The following is a 20,774-nucleotide window of genomic DNA, read 5'->3' on the forward strand; positions in this document are numbered from 1 at the left end:
CCTCGCGATTGAATAAATCTATACTACCCCACCCAACGCGGACTGAAAGTCCGCGCTACTTTTATATGAAACGAGTAATCAAGAAAGTTGCCGTGCTGGGCTCCGGCGTGATGGGTTCGCGTATTGCCTGCCACTTTGCCAACATCGGGGTGCCGGTGCTGCTGCTCGACATTGCGCCGAAGGAATTGACGGCCGACGAGGAGAAAAAAGGCTTGAAGCTAGACGCGCCTGCCGTGCGCAACCGCATCGTAAACAGCGCCTTGCAAGCCGCGGTGGTTGCCAACCCCTCGCCGCTTTACCGCAAGAGCGAGGCTAGCCGCATCAAGACCGGCAACTTCGATGACAACCTAAAGGAAATTGCGTCGTGCGACTGGGTGATTGAGGTCGTGGTAGAACGCCTCGACATCAAAAAGAGCCTCTACGAGCGCGTGGAGCAGTTTCGCAAGAAGGGCACGCTCATTACCAGCAACACCTCGGGCATCCCGATTCACTTGCTGGCCGAGGGCCGCTCAGAAGATTTCAAGGAGAACTTCGCGGGCACGCACTTCTTCAACCCGCCGCGCTACCTGAAGCTTCTCGAAATTATTCCGACGCCGGAAACCAAGCCGGAAGTGGTTGATTTCCTGCTGCACTACGGCGACCTGTACCTGGGCAAAACGGTAGTTTTGGCGAAGGACACGCCCGGCTTTATCGCCAACCGCGTGGGCGTATTTGCCTTGCTCGATGCCATGCAGACCATGCAGAAGCTGGGCCTGACGGTGGAAGAAACTGATAAGCTGACCGGCCCGGTTATCGGCCACGCCAAGTCGGCTACGCTGCGTACTTCGGACGTGGTGGGCTTGGACACGACCATCAACGTGGCCAACGGGCTAGCCCAGGGCTTGCCCAATGACGAGGCCAAAGACGTATTTGCGCTGCCCGACTTCGTGAAGCAGATGGGCGAGAACAAGTGGCTGGGAGACAAAACCGGCCAGGGCTTTTACAAGAAAGTAAAAGGTGAGGGCGGCAAGTCAGAAATCCACGCCTTGGACCTCAACACGCTCGAATACAAGCCTAGCCAAAAGGTAAAGTTTGCCACGCTGGAGCTAACCAAGACCATCGACAAGCTGGCTGACCGCTTCAAGGTGCTGGTGAGCGGCAAGGACAAGGCGGGGGAGTTTTACCGCCTGAGCTTCGGCAGTCTCTTCGCCTACGTGAGCAACCGCGTGCCCGAAATCGCTGACCAGCTGTACAAGATTGACGATGCGCTGCGCGCTGGCTTCGGCTGGGAGCTAGGGCCGTTTGAAACCTGGGATGCGCTAGGGGTGCAAGCTGGCATTGACCTGGCCAAAGCGGCTGGGCGCACGGTGGCACCCTGGGTGGAAGAGATGCTAGCTGCTGGCAACTCAACCTTTTACAAGGTCGAGAACGGCGTACGGAAATTCTACGACAAGGAAAGCAAGCAGTACCAGCCGGTGGCAGGCGTGGAGAATTTCATTATTCTCGACAACCTGCGGGCTAGCGGCAAGGTGCTGTGGAAGAATGCTGGCGCATCGGTAATCGACCTGGGCGACGGTATCCTGAACGTCGAGTTTCACTCTAAGATGAACTCGCTCGGCACCGACGTAATCCAGGGATTGCTAAAGGGCGTGGAGATGGCCGAAGCCGGCTACCGCGGCTTGGTGGTGGGCAACGACGCGCCGAATTTCTCGGCCGGCGCCAACCTGGGCCTCGTGTACATGCAGGCGCTGGAGCAGGAGTTTGACGAGCTGAACATGATGATTCAGCAGTTTCAGCAGGCCATGATGCGGATGCGCTACAGCAGCATTCCGGTGGTAGGCACGCCGCACGGCCTCACGCTAGGGGGTGGTTGCGAGCTCAACCTACACTGCGACCGCGTGGTGGCTTCGGCCGAGTCGTACATCGGCCTCGTCGAGTTTGGCGTGGGCCTGATACCCGGCGGCGGTGGCACCAAGGAAATGACGCTGCGCACGGCGGCCAAGTACGAGGAAGGCGAGCCGGAGTTTAACCTGCTGCGCAACACGTACATGACCATTAGCACGGCCAAGGTTTCAACCTCGGCAGCCGAGGCATTCGACCTGGGCTTCCTGCGCCGCGGCGACGAGATTGTGGTAAACCCCAACCGCGTTATTGCTCAAGCTAAGGCAGCCGCCATCGAGCTGGCAGATGCCGGCTATTCGCAGCCCAGCCAGAAAACCAACATCAAGGTACACGGTAAGGGCGCGCTGGCCATGTTCAAGACGGGCGTGTATGCTATGCAGCAAGGCCAGTACATTTCGACTCACGACCAGCTCATTGCCAACAAGTTGGCCTATGTAATGTGCGGTGGCGACCTTTCCTCCCCTACCGAGGTTAGCGAGCAATACCTGCTGGATTTGGAGCGCGAAGCCTTCCTAAGCCTCTGCGGCGAACGCAAGACGCTGGAGCGCATTCAGTCGATTCTTACCACTGGGAAACCTCTGAGAAACTAAGTTTCTCTTATCGTTATGGCTTCGCAAGCAACTGCGGTAATGGATGAACGGGTAGTGCAAACGTGGGCTTTGCATTACCTGCATTCTCGTTATGCAAAAGCTAATCCTGGTAAAAGAATTTTCGCTGATGTAGAAATGCTTTTAAAAAAGCAGTACGAGGGTAAGAAGGGCTACGATAGAGTTGATGGGCTCATTTGTATAAATAAGGAGACCAACTATTACTCAATAGCTATCGAGGCCAAGTCAATGAAGACAGCCTACTCTTTATTAACGTCAGCTAAGGAAGGAAGTATTTTTCAAAATGCGTTAATCAGCGCCTTACTAGTTATACCAGTTTTATTAACTGTTTTTCTTTTTTGGTTTCTTGCTTGGTACTGGCTAGTACTGCTTGTGGGTGGCGTGTTGTTGCTTTCACTTTTAGCAGTGGGCTTTTACAATGAGTCTCCTCACTTACTGACAACAGGTGTTCACGAGCAGCTAGGCAGATATGCTGGAAATGAAAAATGGTTAGCGTTACCAGAAGACGTCAGATTTCGTTTGACGGCAAGTAAACAGTGGAATAAGTTTCTAAAAATCTGCAAGCTCTCTGGCTTCGGTTTGCTAACAGTATCCACCGACGGCTTTGTAAATGAATGGCAAAGTCCGAAGCAAGTAAAAGGTGATTTTATCAGACTTTACAAGAAAGAGCAGGAAATCAAAAATTACCTTGACGGCAAGCCATCGCTGCTGACCAATTACTCAAACTGTTTATCCTTCAAGGATAAGCTGCAAAGCATTGTCTGTAAAAATCCGCAGTCGCGGGTTACAGCACCTCAAATCTGATAATCCAACCCTACTATCATGGCTAATACCGCATATATCGTGGCCGGCTACCGCACGGCCGTAGGCAAAGCGCCCCGGGGCGTCTTCCGTTTTACCCGGCCCGACGACCTGGCGGCCGATGTTATCAAGCACCTCATTAAATCGGTGCCCGCCCTAGACCCTAGCCGCGTCGACGACGTGATAGTGGGCAACGCGGTGCCCGAAGCCGAGCAGGGCTTGCAAATGGGCCGCCTCATCTCGCTGCTGGCCATGCCCATCAATGTGCCGGGCCTCATCGTGAACCGCTACTGCGGCTCGGGCGTCGAGACTATTGCAATGGCCGTGGGCAAAATCACGGCGGGCATGGCCGAGTGCATCATCGCGGGCGGCACCGAAAGCATGAGCATGGTGCCCACCGTGGGCTGGAAAACCGTGCCTAACCCGACCCTAGCCGACGCCCACCCCGACTACTACATGGGCATGGGCCTGACCGCCGAGGCTGTAGCGAACGACTACAAAATCAGCCGTCAGGACCAGGACGAGTTTTCGTACAACTCGCATCAGAAGGCGATTAAAGCCATTAAAGAGGGTAAGTTTCAAAAGAGCATCGTGCCGATTACGGTAGAGGAAATCTACCTCGACCAGGCCAGCGGCAAGAAGAAAAAGCGCTCCTATGTAGTTGATACCGATGAAGGCCCCCGCGCCGACACGTCGGTGGAAGCGCTAGCCCGCCTGCGCCCAGTGTTCGCCGCCAACGGCACGGTTACGGCCGGCAACTCGTCGCAAACCTCCGACGGGGCAGCCTTCGTGCTCGTGATGAGCGAGCGCATGGTAAAGGAACTGAATCTGGAGCCCATTGCCCGTATGGTTACCTACGCCGTGGAGGGTGTTGACCCACGTATTATGGGCATGGGCCCCATTAAGGCGGTGCCTAAAGCGCTACGCCAAGCCGGCATGAAGCTCGAGGACCTCGACCTGATTGAGCTAAACGAAGCCTTCGCCTCACAGTCGCTGGCCGTAGTGCGCGAGCTGGGCATCAACCCCGACAAGCTGAACGTGAACGGCGGCGCCATCGCGCTAGGCCACCCGCTGGGCTGCTCGGGCGCTAAACTCTCCATCCAGCTTTTCGATGAGCTGCGCGACCGCGGCCAGAAGTACGGTATGGTGACAGCCTGCGTGGGCGGTGGCCAAGGCGTAGCGGGTATTTACGAGTTGCTGAAGTAATTACTTCTAAAAACGCTTGTCATGCTGAGCTTGCCGAAGCATCTCTACCGAACTGTTGCCTGCATCAACCTGATTCTGGCAACGGCGCACAAGAGATATCTTGGCAAGCTCAGCATGATTGTTTTTTTGGCAGTTGCTAGCCAAGTAGCTATCGGCCAAAAACACCCAGCCTCCCGCGTGTATACCTACGTGGAGCAAATGCCACAGCTGCCACGAGGCGGTGGGTACCAACAGGTTGCGGCGGATATTATGAGCCGCCTGCGGCTTACTAGCCATATTGAGCCGAGTTGCTACCGCACTTTTGTCTACTTCGAGGTGAGCCCGACAGAAACAGTACAACACGCCAGAATCAAGGTGGCAAGCGTGTCATCGACGGTAGACTCCGCAGTACTACGAGCGGTGCGTTTACTCCCGCCCTTTCGGCCGGGCTACCAGCAAGGCAAGCCCGTTACCGTAAGCTTTACTATCCCTCTCCGAATAGCAACCCAGTAACTGCGTAGACTTTCCGGCAAGCTACTCATCCAGCAAATTCAAGAGCTTATGCTCGGCCTCGGGCCGGTGCTGCTTGGCGTATTCTGATGGGGCCATGCCGTAGATTTTCTGGAACGTCTTGCGGAAGTACTTCACGTTCTCCACTCCCACCTGAAAGGCGATTTCGGTAATGCGTAATTGGCTGTGAGTGAGCAATTGGGCTGCTCGTTTCATGCGCACATCGCGAATAAACTCGACGGTGGTTTGGCCCGTAATCTGCTTGATGCGGCGGTAGAGCACCGACTGGCTCATGCACATATCGCTGGCCAGCACCTGCACGCCGAAGGCGGGGTCGTCGAGATGCTGCTCCACGGCGCGCATGGCCTGCTCCAGGAAGGTGCGGTCGGCATCGGCGATGACAATTTCGGTGGGTTCGAGCAGCAGCTGGCGCTGGTAGTACTCGCGCAATTTGCTGCGGTTGCGCAGCAGGGCGGCGGCTTTGGCTTGCAGTACTTGCGGGTTAAAAGGCTTGCTTATGTAATCGTCGGCGCCCAGGTCAAGGCCTTCTACTTCGTGTAGGGCGGCGGTGCGGGCGGTGAGCAGCAGCACCGGAATGTGGGCCGTTTTGGGGTGTTGCTTGAGCTTGCGGCACAGCTCCAGGCCGTCGCTGCGCGGCATCATCACGTCGGAGATAACGAGGTCGGGTAGCTGGGCAAGCGCTTTTTCCCAGCCTTCGAGGCCATCGGGGGCGGTGCTCACTTCAAAGTCGGCAGCAAAGAGCTGCTGCAGGTACTGGCTTACTTCGTCGTTGTCTTCCACCACGAGCAGGCGCGGCAGGGTGGCGAGGGTTAGCGGTTCGTTGGTGAGGGCTAGCGGGGCGGCTTCGAAATCGGTGAGCGCTTCGGCTAGGGCCGGCTGGTCGGCATCGGGCAGCAAGTCGCCGGGCTGTAAATGGGCCTGCCCAAAAGGCAGCCGCAACCGGAACGCAGTACCCGCATCCACCACGCTCTCGACCTCGATGCTACCCTGATGGCGCTCGGCAAACTGCCGCACGAGCGAAAGCCCAATGCCAGTGCCCGTCATGCGCAGCGTGTCGGTGTGCGAGGCTTGGTAGTACGGGTCAAAGATGCGCGCCAACTCAGTCGGCTGAATGCCGACGCCGGTATCTACTACGCTTATTTCCAGATGATTGCCCTGCAGCTGGCCGTTCTGAAACACGGCCTCGCCGCCGGGGCTGCCCACCACCGTGGCCGCGAGCGTGAGCTGCCCGCCCTCGGGGGTGTACTTAAAGGCGTTGGCGAGCAAGTTGGTCAGGATAATTTCGAGCTTGCTGCGGTCAAAGAAGAGCACTACCGGCTCGGCGGGCACGTCTAGGGTATAGGTAAGGCGGCGCTCCTCTGCTTTTTGCTTGAATACCTGAAAGATGTCGGTGAGAAACTGCACGGCGTTGCCGGCACTGGCGCGCAGAGGCACGTGCCCCGTTTCAACTTTGCGGAAGTCGAGCAATTGATTAACCAAGTCAAGCAGCTTGCGGGTTTGCTTGTGCATGAGCAGCACCTTGTCGCGGAGGCCACTCACGGGGCCATGCGCACCGATTATCTCCTCCATCGGCCCCAGAATGAGCGTGAGCGGCGTGCGCAGCTCGTGGCTCACATTGGTGAAGAAACCCAGCTTGAGATTGGTCAATTCCTTTTCCTTTTCAGTCTGGAATTGCTCCAGGGTCAGCTTGTTACGCAGCTCCTGCTGAGCCATTTCGAAGCGCCGGTACAGCGCCACTGCCCCTAGCAGCACGGCGGCGTAGAGCAGGTAGGCCCACCAGGTCTTGTACCAGGGGGCTAGCACCACAAACTCCATCGTGGCAGGGGTTTTGGCCCACACGCCTTCACCGTTATCGGCTTTTACTTGCAGCGTATAGCGGCCGGGTGGTAGGTTGGTAAAGCTGGCGGTGCGCTGCCCAGGCCCCGGATATACCCAGTCGTCGTTATAGCCCAGCAGCCGGTAGGCGTAGTGGTCCTTCTGCGGATTGGTATAGTTAAGGGCCACGAAATCAACCGAAAAGTCATTCTCGGATGGCTTGATGGTGACAGTTTGGGGCTGCGAGAGGGGCCTAGCCAGCACCAGGCGCCCGTTGAAGCGCTGGCCCACGGCCACTGGCTGGTTGGCAATGCGCAGGCCCGTAAGCTGCACCACCGGCGGGTACGGATTGGCTTGAATAGCCGCCGGCTGGAAGTACGTAATGCCATTGATGCCGCCGAAGTAGAGCGTGCCATCGGCCCCGCGGGCAGCCGCGCCTATCTTAAACGCGTTGCTTTGCAAGCCATCGGCCACATCATAGCGCAGGTAGCGGCGGGTGGCGGGCGTGAAGCGGTAGAGGCCGGTGCCGCCCACCCACAGGTTGCCGGCATCGTCGGCGAGCAGGCCCTCCACGTCCGTTTCGGGCAGCTCTCGGCTGAACGACCGCACGTGGTCGTGGCCCTGGGCATCGGTGGTGAGCTGGTGCAGGCCGCCGCCAATGGTGCCTATCCAAAGGGCACCCTGCTCGCCCAGCAGCAATGGCCACACGTAGTTGACGAGCAGACTGTTGGGCTGGCCGGGCGCATACTTAAACTGACCCAGCAGCAGCAAGGAGTCGGCGGTGGGCCGCAGCTTGAGCAGACCTGCATCGCGGGTACTAGCCCACAGCACGTTGCGCGTCGCGTCGTAGAGTAAGTAAGTAAACTGGCTGGTAGGTAAGTGGGCGGTGGCCTTGTCGTAGTGGCCCAGCAGGCGCTGGCCATCGGCGCTGAGGCGCAGCAGGCCCTTCGAAAAAGTGGCGACCCAAAGTGTGCCCTGGCCGTCCTGGGCCAGGTGTTCGAGGCTGGTGCTGGTGAGGTCGAAGCCGCCTGGCAGCTGGCGATAAGTGGTGAATTTTTCGCGGCCACCATCGCGCCGCAGGGCTAGCAGACCGTGGTCGCGGGTACCAATCCAGAGTGTGCCATCGGCGGCCGGGAATATGGTAGCCGCATCGACGCCGCGCACCGTATCGGCGGGCTGGCTGAAGTAAGTGCGGTAGGTTTTGCGGGTGAGGTCGTAGGCACTCAGGCCATTGCGCGTACCAAACCACAGCGTGTTGGTGGCTTCTTCCTTGTAAATGGCGTTGACGTAGTTATTGGCATTATTGAGCGCCGACTGCCCGGTGAGCTGGTGGCGCAGGCGCCCGAAAGCCCGTTGCCGCAGGTCTACTTTATTTAGGCCGCCTGCCGAGGCGCCTAGCCACATCACCTGGTGGCCATCCTCAAACAGCTGGTGGATGCGCTCCGAATTAATGCTGTAGGGCTGACCATCGCGGGGTAAAAACCGGGTGGGTGTGCCTTGCAGCGGCGGGGCATCGGGTGTCACAGCGCCGGCCTCCCACACATACAAGCCCTGGAGCGTGCCCGCCCAGAGCCGCCCAAACGAGTCGAGCCGCAGCGCCTGAATGCGTGAGTAGCGGTGCGGCAGCGCGTGCGGCACCAGCGCCTGCCGGGTGCGGCGGCTAGCGGCCGACACCCAAAACAGCGTGCGCTCAGCCCCTACCCACAAATCGCCCCGGCGGTCGAGGTGCAGCGCACTTACGTGGCTAGCCAGCGCCGTAGCAAGCACCGGCCAACCGGCCACGTCGGGGCGCACCACCAGCAGGCCGGTTTCCAGGGAGCCCACCCAGAGGGTACCCTCTGCATCGTAGGCCAGGCTCGAAATACGGGCTAGCGACGGCCGCCCCGGCGCACTGGCAGGCAGTTGGAACAGACTTACTACCTGGCCTTGCGCGCCGAAGCTCAGCACAAACAGGCCATCCTGGACGGTGCCTACCCAGAGGCGGCGCTGGCCATCGGCCACGAGGGCAGTCACGGCGCTCTTAGCCAGCTGCCGGGCAGCGGCGCGGTAGGCGGCGGGGAGGGCTTGGTCATCGAGGCGGGCGAAGGCATCGTGGGCAGCATCATAAAAACTCAGCCCCGAACCCTCGGCGCCGGCCCAGAGGCGCTGGTCGGGGGCTAGGAGCAGCGCCGTAATGCGGTTGCTCGATAAGCCATTGCGGGGGTTCACCGGCAGCATGTATTGCCGCAGGGCATAGCCATCGTAGCGGTTCAGGCCTCGGTTGGTTCCTATCCAGATGAAGCCGGCGCGGTCCTGGGCCACGGCCATGGCATCGCTGTGCGAGAGGCCTTCATCGACCGAAATATGCTCAAACCGAAACTCGCTGGGTGCCGCATTTTGGCCCCGGGCTGCGGGGGCTAGCAGGGCTGCCCACACCAGGGCTACCCACCACAATGCCCCCCGAAAAGCTGCTAGCTGCCGCACGTAAAAAAGGAATAAGGCCCACCCGAAGTGGTGGTAGCCATTCACTAAAGCTAAGTTAAAAGCGAGCAAGCTGGCAGCGCCTAGCTGGGCATCTGTAGCGCAGTTATGAGGATTAGAGGGTGTTTTATGCCGAAAAAACACCCCCTCCCCCGCTAGGGCCAACTCTAATTTTGCCCTGCACAACAGGCTGTTGTCCGCGCATTCCGGCGCGGCAGCCACCAGCCCGGCTGCGGCGGCGCTGCCCTCCGGCCGGCCCTTCCCACCCCTCCCCGCTCATGCAAAAAAATTGGTACTCCCGGCGCTTGCCGCACCTGCTGGCCGCGGCTGGCCTCGCCGGCGGCCTGGCTGGCTTCACTGCTCCCCAGCCGCCCGCAAAAGCAAAGGCTAGCCGCCACCTTGCCCCGGCTCCCCGCCACACGTTTGCGCTGGGCACCAATCAATTTTTGCTCGATGGTCAGCCGCTTCAAATGATATCGGGCGAATTGCATTACCCGCGCATTCCGCGCGAGGCGTGGCGCAGCCGCCTCAAAATGGCCAAGGCGATGGGGCTGAATACCATCGGCACCTACGTGTTCTGGAACGTACACGAGCCCCAGCCGGGCCAGTACGATTTCACGGGGAATAACGACGTGGCGGCCTTCGTGAAGATGGCCCAGGAGGAAGGCCTGTGGGTGATTTTGCGCCCCAGCCCCTACGTGTGCGCCGAGTGGGAGTTCGGCGGCTACCCCTACTGGCTGCAGAATGTGCCCGGCCTGAAGGTGCGCAGCCAGGAGCCGCAGTATATCGCCGCCTACACCCGCTACCTGCAGGCCGTGGGCAAGCAGCTCGCCCCGCTGCAAGTCAACCACGGCGGCCCCATCCTCATGGTGCAGGTCGAGAATGAATACGGCAGCTATGGCGCTGACAAACAGTACTTGGCGCAAAACAAGCAGCTCTTTATCAACGCGGGTTTTGATGGCCTGCTTTATACCTGCGACCCGGTGGCCGATGTAGCCAAGGGGCACTTGCCCGGCCTGCTGCCCGCCGTAAACGGCACCGACCAACCTAGCCAGATTCGCAAGCTCGTCAACACCAACCACGGCGGTAAAGGCCCCTACTACGTGGCCGAGTGGTACCCGGCGTGGTTTGACTGGTGGGGCACGCCGCACCACACCGTGCCGGCTGCCAAGTACACGCCGGGCCTCGACTCGGTGCTGAAGGCCGGCATGAGCATCAACATGTACATGTTTCACGGCGGCACCACACGAGCCTTCATGAATGGGGCTAATTATAAAGGAGATACCTCGCACTACGAGCCCCAGGTAAGCAGCTACGACTACGACGCGCCGCTCGACGAGGCCGGCAACCCTACCGCCAAATTCCGCGCCTTCCGCGAGGTGATTGCTAAATATCGGCCCGCCGGCCAGCCCCTGCCGCCCGTGCCCGCGGCCAAGCCTAGCGTGGCGCTACCCGCCGTGCAGCTCACCAAAAGCGCCAGCCTGCTAGCCCAGCTTCCTGCCCCCGTAGCCAGCCAAAAGCCGCTGACATTCGAAAACCTCAAACAAGCGTACGGCTTCGTGCTCTACCGCACTACTGTGGCCGGTGGCAGCGCCCAAACCCTGAAGCTGACCGACTTGCGCGACTACGCCGTGGTGCTGGTTAATGGCCAGCGCGTGGGCACCCTCGACCGCCGCCAGCGCCAGGACAGCCTGCTGGTGAAGCTCCCCGCCGGGCAGGTGCAGCTCGACATATTAGTGGAGAACCTCGGTCGCGTCAACTTCGGCGAATACCTGCTGCAAAACACGAAGGGCATCACCAAGCGCGTGACGCTCGGCGGCAAGGAGCTGACGGGCTGGAAGCAATACGGCCTGCCCTTCGACCAAGCCCCGACGGTAAGCCAGGCCACGGCTGCCACTGCCGGCAGCGGCCCGGCCGTGCGCACCGCCACTTTCAGCGTGGCCAGTCCCACCGACACCTACCTCGACATGCGGCAGTGGGGCAAAGGGGTAGTGTGGGTGAATGGCCATAACCTGGGCCGCTACTGGGCCATCGGCCCGCAGCAAACCCTTTATGTGCCGGCCGAGTGGCTTAAGAAAGGCAGCAATACCATCACCGTACTGGAGCTTCTTAAGCCCCAGCAAACCGGCCTCGCCTTCCTCGACCACGCCATCCTGAGCGAGTTGCGCCCCATTAGCGCCCTCTAGATTCGGCAATTGGGTCATCAGCATCCTGCATCATTGATAATCAATATATTATCAATGATGCAGGATATCCAGCAGACCCTCGCTTATTGACTTTAACGACCGGTTTTGCTCCCCTTTTCGCTCGAAAAGGAGCCCCCGGCGGCTAACCAAAGCCAGTAATTTTACACCACTTCCGAGCGCGCCTTTGTCGCTGCTTGAGGCTAGCCCACCTTGGCTGGCTCCCCGCGCTGATTTCACTTTTCCCCCACCCAGGCAGGCTTCGGCTTGCCCCATTTTACTTGCTGATGCAGGCTAAATCGATACTCCTTTGTGGAGCCCTGCTGCCGCTGGCCGTTGTGGCCGCGCCTGTGGCCTCCGAGGCTGGCCCCTTGGCCCAGTCTGTTTCTGCCCGGCGCTCGGCCGCGGCCGACACGCCCATCACGGGCACCGTGCTTGATGAGAAAGGCGTAGGGTTGCCCGGCGTCACGGTCATCTTAAAAGGCACCAGCGTGGGTGCTACTACCGATGGGGAAGGCCACTTTGCGCTGCGTATCCCGAGTGGCACCACGGGCGCTACGCTGGTCATCTCATCGGTGGGCTACAACCGCCAAGAGGTAGCCGTGGGCGAGCAAACCACGCTGAGCATTCAGCTAGCCCCCAGCGCCCAGGCCCTCGACGAAGCCGTGGTTATCGGCTACGGCTCGCAGGAGAAGCGCACCGTTACCAACGCCGTAACCACTGTGCAGGGCGCCGAGCTCGCCAAGCTGACAGTGGCCGACGTAGGCTCGGCCCTGCAAGGCAAGGCCGCCGGCGTCACGGTTATCGGGGCAGGCTCGGAGCCGGGCACTACGCCCCAGATTCTTATCCGCGGCATCTCGACCATCAACGGCAACAGCCCCCTCTACGTGGTGGATGGCCTACCAGTGAATGACATCAACTACCTCAACCCAAAGGATGTAGCCACCCTCACGGTGCTGAAAGATGCGGCTTCGGCGGCTATTTACGGCTCGCGGGCGGCCAATGGGGTAGTGCTCATCACGACCAAAGCCGGCACCATTAGCGCGCCGGTTATCACGGTCGATGCCACCTACGGCGTGTCGAACCCCACCCGGGTACCCAACATGGCTTCGGCCAGCGAGTACGCCCGCATCATGAACCTGGCCGCCACCAACTCGGGCAAGCCCGCCGTGTACGCCAACCCCGACCAGTTTACCCAGACTACCAACTGGTGGGACCAGATTAAGCAGCGCGGCATCACGCAGAACTATTCGCTAGGCCTCTCGGGCGGCTCCGATAAGGTGCTGTACTCCACGGGCCTGAGCTACTTTAAGGAGCGCGGCCTGGTGCGCGGCTCCGACTTCGACCGCCTCGTGCTGCGCGTGAAAAGCCAGTACCAGGCTGCCAAGCACCTGAAGATAGGCCAAGACCTGAACCTGTCGATGACCAAGCAGAGCTACCTCAACAGCGGCAGCCTGTTTCGGGATGCGTTCAACGACGACCCCATCACGTCGCCCCGCGTGCCAGGCACTTCGGGCAACCCCTACGACTACTACGGTGCCTCGCCTACCGATATCGGTAATCCGCTGGCCTTTGTGGAGCGCAACGACGACAAGCGCAACCAGTACTTTTTGGTGGGCACGGTGTACGCCAACTACGAGGTTATTCCGGGCCTAGTGGCCGAAACGCGCTTTGGTACGAACACCAATTTTTACGAGCGCAACGCGTTTTCGCCGTTCTACACCATCGACGCCAACGAGCGCAACCAGGTAAACTCGATAACGACCGAGCACAACATCAACCTGTATTGGAACAACACTAACACACTGACTTATAACAAGTCAATCGGCGACCACAACTTTACGGCCCTGGCGGCGGCTACGTTCGAGAAGTTCAGCAACCGGCCGCTATCGGGCTCGGGGCAGTCTATCCCCAGCAACGACCCTAGCCTGCGCTACCCCGATGCCGCCACGGCCGCCTTCAACGCCAGCGGCCGCACCTACGAGAACACCATTGCCTCGCTCATCGGCCGCGTTACCTACGACTACAAAGGCCGCTACCTGCTGTCGGCCAGCGTGCGCCGCGACGGCGCCTCCGTATTCCCGACCAACAACCGCTACGGCACCTTCCCGTCGCTATCGGTAGGCTGGCTCATCACCGACGAGAGCTTCATGAAGTCGTTTGAGGCCATGAACTTCCTGAAGCTGCGCGCCAGCTGGGGCCGCGTGGGCAACCAGAACATCAGCAGCCTCACCAATGCGGCTTACACCGGCACCTTTGCCAAAACTTACTACGTGACTGGCGACGACCGCAGCGCCCAAGTAGCGGTGATTCAGAGCAACGTGCCGAACCCCAACGTGAAGTGGGAAACGGTAGAAGACTACGACCTCGGCCTGGACTTCGGCTTTTTCCAGAATAAGCTGACGGCCACCTTCGACGTGTTCCGCCGCAACACCACCGACATGCTGATGTTCCAGGCCATTCCGGCGCACGCCGGCTACGGCTACACCAGCCCGGTAACCAACATCGGCAGCATGAAAACCAATGGCCTTGACTTCACGGTGGGCTACGCCGAAAACAAGGGCGACTTCACCTACGGCCTGAGCGTGAACGCGACCCGCGCCGTGAGCCGCATCGGCACCCTAGCCAACGGCCAGGCGCTGTACTCGGGCAATACGCCTATCTTCGGGCGGCCTTCCAAAACCGAGGAAGGGGGCCTAGTGGGCGCCTTCTATGGCTACCAGACCCAGGGCATCTTCCAGACCCAGGGCGACATTGACGCCTATAAATCGGCGGCCGGCGCGCTCATTCAGCCCAACGCCAAGCCCGGCGACTTCAAGTTTGCCGACCTCAACGGCGATGGCGTGATTGATGCCAAAGACCAGCAGTACATCGGCAACCCCACGCCGGCCATGACCTTCGGCGTAAACCTGAACCTGGGCTACCGCGGCTTCGACCTACAGGCCTCGCTGGTAGGCAGCCTCGGCAACGACGTGGTGAATGCCAACAAAGGCTGGTGGTACTCTGGCAGCTATAACTACAACAAAATAGCCGGCCTCGAAGACTTGGCCTGGCACGGCGCCGGCACTTCCAACTCGGTGCCCCGCATCACGGCCAACGACAACAACCAGAACCTGACGCGCTTCTCCAACTTCTACGTGGAAGATGGCTCGTATGCCCGCGTGCGCAACCTGCAAGTCGGCTACACCTTCCGCAAGGAGATAGCCAGCGCCCTGCACATGGCTAGCCTGCGCCTCTACGTGAGCGGCCAGAACCTGTTCACCTTCACCAAATACAGCGGCGTGGACCCCGAAATCGGCTACGGTCGCTCGTACACCGACGGCTCGTCGGCCCTCAACCGGGGCGTTGACCTGGGCAACTACCCCACTATGCGCACCTACCTGGTCGGCGCCAACATCGCCTTCTAATTTCTCCCACCCGCTCGTATCATGAAAACGTTTCCCCGCATTTTTACCCTGGCGCTGGGCCTGAGCTTGAGCCTGGGCGTGCAGTCGTGCAAGACCTTCCTCGATGTGTCGCCCCAAGGGCAGCAAACTACTGATAACTACTACACTACCGCCGACGAGTGCAAGGCTGCCGTAATGGGCTGCTACGCCCTTTCGGACCAGGACGACTGGTGGAAAATCGACCGCAGCCGCATGTTTGGCGATGCCGGCTCGGACGATGCCTGGAAGGGCAACTCCATTGCCGGCGACCAGCGCGAGTTTGGCGACTTCGCCCGCTTCTTCTGGCTGCCCAATAACGAGTGGTTCGACAACCGCTACACGTTTATTTACCAGGCTATTGGCAACTGCAATGCCGCCCTCGTCGGCATCGATAAGGCGCCCATCGACCCGGCGCTAAAGGCGCAGCTGCTTGGCGAGCTGAAGTTTATCCGGGCGTACAACTACTTCGAGCTCGTGAAAGGCTACGGCGGCGTGCCCCTGGTGCTCACGCCCGTGTCGCCATCCGAGTCGCTTACCATTCCGCGCGCTTCCACGGCCGCTTGCTACGCCCAGATTATTAAGGACCTGCAGGAAGCCGCCGCCGTGCTACCCGAGAAAAGCGCGCGCGCCAGCAGCGACAAAGGCCGCGCCACCAAAGGCGCTGCCAATGGCTACCTGGCTAAGGCCTACCTCTTTACCGAGCAGTGGGCATTGTGCCAGCAAACCGCCGAAACGGTTATCAACTCGGGCGAGTACAATCTGAACGACGAGTTCAGCCGCGTGTGGAACGTGAACAACCCCAACGGCAACGAGTCGCTGTTTGAGCTCAACTACAACGCCAACCAGACTTTTAGCCTCGGCACCTACCTCACGGTGGTGATGCGCAGCCGCGCCGACGGTGGGTGGGGCTTCAACACGCCCACCAGCAACCTCGAGCAGGCCTTCGGCAACGACCCGCGCCGCCAGTGGACCATCATCAAGCAAGGCGACAATGTGGGGCCCAAAACGGCCAACTTCGACTACTCAAACTACGACACCAAGCTCTCGGAAAACGAGTCGGGCCGCATCAGCCGCAAGATGTTCCTGCCCCTCGCCGACCGCCCCGCCAACGAGGGCAACCACTCGCCGCTCAACCGCATCGAGCTGCGCTACCCCGACCTGCTGCTCATGCACGCCGAGGCCTCGAATAAGCTGGGCCAGGACGCCAAGGCGCTGGTATCGCTCAATATGGTGCGCGCCCGCGCCAACCGCCTGAGCCCCGGCACCGTGCTCCCCCGCACCTCCACCGGCGCGCAGCTGCTGGCCGACATCTGGCTGGAGCGCCGCCTCGAGCTCGCCATGGAAGGCCACCGCTACTACGACCTCGTTCGGCAAAAGCGCTTAGTACCAGTGATGCAAGCTTTTAATGCTGACCAGCTGACCAGCACCGACCCCTACGACAAGGGCAAGGTGAAAGACCAGATTTCGGATAAGAACAACCTGTTCCCCATTCCGACCAACCAGATTCAGCTCTCGGGCGGCGTTGTTACCCAAAACCCGGGGTACTAGGGCTAGCCCCTGGCAGTGACTTAGCAGGCTCAGGCCCTGCCCGTACTGCTCCAAAACCCAAGCTAGCGGCCGGCCGCGTGATGTTACTCCTGCGGCAGGAGCCACGCGACCGGCCGCTAGCCTGTTTTTGCACCTTACGCTTTCCCCGTGCGCGGGGACTTTTTCTCCCACCCACTTTCCTTTTCCCTATGAGCCACAAGCTCTTACTCCCCTCCCTTATCGGCATGGCGCTGGTGGGGCTAGCGCTCGCCTTGGCGGGCTGCGCCAAACAAGATGCCTCGCTGGCCCCTGCTCCGCTAGCCGTCGAGACCAGTGCCGTGGGCGCGGCCGGCATCGCGGGCCTGAACTGGGCCGACCCGCGCGATAACTTCGTGGACGACGCCCTCGTGCTATCGGGGCTAGCGGCCGGCGACAGCTACGCCACCGTGCAAACCAAGGCCGACCGCATCATCAGCGGCTTTCAGACTGCCACTGGCGCCAATACGGTGCGGATGCCCATCAACCCCACCACCGCCACGGGCACCACCTGGACCAGCTACACCGGGGCCATCGACAAGGCCCTGAGCAAGGGCATGAAGGTGATACTCTGCTGCTGGGAAAGCAATTCGTCGCGCAATGGCCTAGTGGACAACACCAGTCAGTTTTACGCCATGTGGCAGACGGTGGGGGCCTACGGGGGGAATGCCAACGTGTATTTTGAGGTGTTTAATGAGCCGCACGGCTACAGCCAGGCCGACCTGGGCAGCCTCTACGCCACCTGGCTGGCTACCTTCCCCAACGTGCCCCGCGGCCGCGTGCTGCTCGATGGCACTGGCTACGCCCAGAATATCACCGGCATCGGCGCCGACAGCCGCTTTGGCAATTGCCTGCTCTCCATCCACCTCTACGACTTCTTTTATAGCAGCCCCACCACCACGGCCGCCAGCTGGGAAAACGCATTTGCCAGCAACCTGGGCAGCTACGCCAGCCGCGCCGTGCTCACCGAATGGGGCGCTTTCATGACCACCGGCGTCAACTACAACGAGGCCATTGCCAACGATGTGAAGAAATCGTACGCGCTGGGCATCAGCAACTACTGCCGGCAGGCGGGCATCGCCAGCGTGTATTGGCCCGGCCTGCGCACCGGCGACCAGTATAGCCTGCTGCAGTTTGACGGCACCAACATGACCGTGAATAATGCTTCGGGGCTGGGCCGCGTGCGCTTTGCCTGGGGCGTGGGCACGGGCGGCACCGAAACGTTTTACCCCACCGCTTATTACCGCCTCATCAACCGCAACAGCGGCCAGGTGGCCGACGTCAACAACGCCTCTACGGCCTCGGCTGCGCCCGTTATCCAGTACTACCAGAACGGGGCCACTAACCAGCAGTGGCAACTTGCGGCTACCAGTGGCGGCTACTACCAGCTCACCAACCGCAATAGCAGCCAGGTCCTTGATGTGAATGGCGCCTCCACGGCCAATGCCGCACCCATTATTCAGTACCCCAGCAATGGCGGCCTCAACCAGCAGTGGCTGCTCACGGCCAATGCCGACGGCTATTACAAGCTAACCAACCGCAACAGTGGTCAGGTGCTTGATGTGAACGGGGCTTCAACAACCGCCGCCACTGGCCTCATTCAATACCCTTCCAACAATGGCACCAACCAGCAATGGCTGGTTTGGCAGCAATAAGCCCGGCCACGCCGCTAGGGTAGCCGCCAGTTTTTCGCTTCCTCGAACTATGCTTAAAAAACTCGATTCTCTTCCCTTGCGCCATTGGCTGGGCCTGGTCAGCTTACTGGCCATCAGCAATCTAGCGCAGGCCCAGACGGCCACGCCAGCGGTTGTTACGGTCCACATCGACGCCACCAAGACCTACCAGACTATTGCCAACTTCGCGGCCTCCGATGCCTGGGCCTGTCAGTTTGTGGGCAATTGGCCGGCGGCCAAAAAGGAAGCCATTGCCGACCTACTCTTCAGCACCGAGGCCGGCCCCGGTGGCCAGCCCAAAGGCATTGGCCTTTCGATGTGGCGCGTAAACCTGGGCGCGGGTAGCGCCGAGCAGGGCGAGGCCAGCGGCATCAAGGACGAGTGGCGCCGCGCCGAGTCGTTTTTGACGCCGGCCGGCACCTACGATTGGGAACGCCTGGCCGGCCAGCGCTGGTTTATGGCCGCCGCCCGCAAGCGGGGCGTAACGCAATTTTTGGGCTTTCTGAATAGCCCACCGGTGTCGCTGACGCGCAACGGCAAGGCCTACGCCACCGCCAAGCAGCCTAACCTGGCCCCGGAGAAATTTGGGGCCCTTGCTGACTACTGCGCCCGCATAGTAGCCGGGGTGCGCCAAAAAACCGGCATCACGTTCGACTACCTCAGCCCCGTAAACGAGCCGCAGTGGGACTGGAGCGATGGTGGCCAGGAAGGCACCCCGTTTCAGAATGACGACATCGCTGGCATTGCCAAAGCGCTGGGTGCAAGCCTAACGGCCAACAAGCTCTCCACCCAAATTCTATTAGCGGAAGCTGGCAAGCTCGACTACCTGTTTACCGCCGCCGACAAGCCCGGGCGCGGCGACCAGATAGGTGCTTTTTTCGCAAACAAAGCCGCGCCGACTTACCTCGGCAGCACGCTCCACGTGGCACCCATCATGGCCGGGCACAGCTACTTCACTACTTCGCCCCAGGCGCAGGCCGTAGCTACCCGCCAGCAGCTGGCATCCCGCGTAGCAAGCGTGCCAAGGCTAGCCTACTGGCAGTCGGAATACTGCATCTTGGGCGATAACGCGGGCGAAATCAACGGCGGGCCGCGCGACCTGGGCATGGCCCCGGCGCTGTACCTGGCCCGCGTCATCCACACCGATTTAACGGTGGCCAATGCCGCCGCCTGGCAGTGGTGGCTGGCCATCTCGCCCTACGACTACAAGGACGGCCTAGTGTACATCGACAAAAGCAAGACCGACGGCCAGTATTACCCTAGCAAAATGCTGTGGGCGCTGGGCAACTACAGCCGCTTTGTGCGACCCGGCGCCGTGCGCCTCGCCGCCCATCTCGACGGCGCGGCTAGCCCTACCGGCCCGCTGGTATCGGCCTACCGCAGCGCCGACGGCAAGCACCTCATCACGGTGGTAGTCAACGGCTCGGACGCGCCGGCTAGCCTGCGACTGGAGCTTACTGGGCGAAAAATAGGGGCTAGCCAGCCCTACGCTACTTCGGCGGCTGGCGACTTGCAGCCGGGCCCGGCCGTGGCGGCGGGGCAGGCAGTGCCCGTGGCGCCGCGCTCCATTACCACCCTGGTGAGTGCGCTACGCTAGCCCCTGTTTTCTCAGCAAACGTTCCTTTTTTAACCTATGCGCACTATGCATCGCTTCTTGGTGATTTTGGCCGGTGGGCTACTACTGAGCAGCTCGCCCGCGCTAGCTCAGCAGAGGCCCCTACCCCCTAGCCGCAAAAACGTGCCGCTGGACTCCATCCGGCTGAGTGACCCGTTCATCTTGGCCGACCAACGCACCCACACTTATTACATGACTGGCACGGGCGGGCTGCTTTGGCAAAGCAAAGACCTGAAGCGCTGGGATGGCCCTAGCCAGGTAGCCCAACCCGACCCGGCTTCCTGGATGGGACCGACGCCCATGATTTGGGCCGCCGAAATCCACCCGTACAAAGGCAAGTATTACTACTTCGCCACCTTCACCAACCGCGCCCTCAAGATTGACGCCGACAAGGGCGGCACGCTCGAACGCCGGGCTACCCACGTGCTGGTGAGCGACCAGGCCGCCGGCCCCTACCGGCCCATGAAGGACGAAACGTATTTGCCAGCCAATAAATCGACGCTCGATGGCACGTTTTGGGTTGATAAAGATGGTAAGCCCTACCTACTGTACTGCCACGAATGGGTACAGAACCAGAACGGCACGGTGGAGAAAATCGCCCTCAAGCCCGACCTGAGCGGCACTGTAGGCACTGGCCAGGTGCTTTTTCGGGCCAGCGACTCGCCCTGGAGCCGCGAAAACCCGCGCACCGGCCCGGTGCGCCCCAATAAGGTTACCGACGGCCCCTGGGTGTTTCGCACCAAAACCGGGCGGCTGGGCATGCTCTGGACCAGTTGGGTATATGACGTATATACCCAGGGCGTGGCTTACTCGGCCAGCGGCACCCTAGCTGGCCCCTGGCAGCAAGAGCCTACCCCCATCACGCCGCCCAATTATGGGCATGGCATGCTGTTTCGCACCTTCGAAGGCAAGGACTTTCTGGTGCTGCACAGCCACCAAGACATTAAGGGCGATTACCACCGTGTGCCGCACCTATTCGAGGCCGACTTGTCGGGTGACAAGCTGGTAATTGGCAAGCCTTATACTCCCTGAGC

11 protein-coding genes are annotated in these 20,774 nt (G+C 60.6%); 10 read left to right on the plus strand and 1 reads right to left on the minus strand.

Translation table 11 applies throughout. The features are described from left to right. Window positions 1-65: 65 nt before the first annotated feature. The 4 genes from J4D99_RS03145 to J4D99_RS22145 all read left to right on the plus strand — a co-directional run bounded on the left by J4D99_RS03145 (window position 66) and on the right by J4D99_RS22145 (window position 4,988). A complete protein-coding gene (locus tag J4D99_RS03145; protein WP_208130254.1) occupies window positions 66-2,471 on the plus strand; it encodes a 3-hydroxyacyl-CoA dehydrogenase/enoyl-CoA hydratase family protein in 2,406 nt (801 codons plus the stop codon). Between the two features lie 15 nt (window positions 2,472-2,486). After that, complete coding sequence (locus tag J4D99_RS03150) at window positions 2,487-3,293, plus strand: hypothetical protein (protein ID WP_208130255.1); 807 nt, start codon at window positions 2,487-2,489, stop codon at window positions 3,291-3,293. A gap of 18 nt (window positions 3,294-3,311) precedes the next feature. Further along, window positions 3,312-4,496 carry an acetyl-CoA C-acyltransferase gene (locus J4D99_RS03155; RefSeq protein ID WP_208130256.1) on the plus strand — a complete coding sequence of 395 codons (1,185 nt, stop codon included), beginning with the start codon at window positions 3,312-3,314 and terminating at the stop codon, window positions 4,494-4,496. Window positions 4,497-4,745: 249 nt separating this feature from the next. After that, entirely contained in the window at window positions 4,746-4,988 is a 243-nt protein-coding gene (locus J4D99_RS22145; protein WP_370551398.1) for an energy transducer TonB, read from the plus strand. Window positions 4,989-5,009: 21 nt separating this feature from the next. Here the strand turns inward: J4D99_RS22145 and J4D99_RS03165 are convergent, their stop codons facing one another. After that, entirely contained in the window at window positions 5,010-9,329 is a 4,320-nt protein-coding gene (locus tag J4D99_RS03165) for a hybrid sensor histidine kinase/response regulator transcription factor (RefSeq protein WP_208130258.1), read from the minus strand. A 230-nt stretch (window positions 9,330-9,559) separates the two neighbouring features. Between J4D99_RS03165 and J4D99_RS03170 the strand changes: the two genes are divergently transcribed. From J4D99_RS03170 to J4D99_RS03195, 6 genes are all read left to right on the plus strand, one after another. Beyond that, a complete protein-coding gene (locus J4D99_RS03170) occupies window positions 9,560-11,467 on the plus strand; it encodes a glycoside hydrolase family 35 protein (protein WP_208130259.1) in 1,908 nt (635 codons plus the stop codon). A 284-nt stretch (window positions 11,468-11,751) separates the two neighbouring features. Beyond that, window positions 11,752-14,871: a SusC/RagA family TonB-linked outer membrane protein gene (locus J4D99_RS03175; protein WP_208130260.1), complete on the plus strand. Its 3,120-nt coding sequence runs from the start codon at window positions 11,752-11,754 to the stop codon at window positions 14,869-14,871. A 21-nt stretch (window positions 14,872-14,892) separates the two neighbouring features. Next, window positions 14,893-16,437 carry a RagB/SusD family nutrient uptake outer membrane protein gene (locus J4D99_RS03180; protein ID WP_208130261.1) on the plus strand — a complete coding sequence of 515 codons (1,545 nt, stop codon included), beginning with the start codon at window positions 14,893-14,895 and terminating at the stop codon, window positions 16,435-16,437. A gap of 188 nt (window positions 16,438-16,625) precedes the next feature. Further along, on the plus strand, window positions 16,626-18,107 hold the full coding sequence (locus tag J4D99_RS03185; protein ID WP_208130262.1) for an RICIN domain-containing protein: 1,482 nt from the start codon (window positions 16,626-16,628) through the stop codon (window positions 18,105-18,107). 49 nt (window positions 18,108-18,156) lie between these two features. Continuing rightward, window positions 18,157-19,722, plus strand: coding sequence for a glycoside hydrolase (locus tag J4D99_RS03190; RefSeq protein WP_208130263.1), 1,566 nt, complete (start codon window positions 18,157-18,159; stop codon window positions 19,720-19,722). 36 nt (window positions 19,723-19,758) lie between these two features. Continuing rightward, a complete protein-coding gene (locus J4D99_RS03195; protein WP_370551395.1) occupies window positions 19,759-20,772 on the plus strand; it encodes a glycoside hydrolase family 43 protein in 1,014 nt (337 codons plus the stop codon). The last annotated feature ends 2 nt before the right edge of the window (window positions 20,773-20,774 follow it).

The sequence above is a fragment of the Hymenobacter sp. BT559 genome, assembly GCF_017571525.1.
GTDB lineage: Bacteria > Bacteroidota > Bacteroidia > Cytophagales > Hymenobacteraceae > Hymenobacter > Hymenobacter ginsengisoli.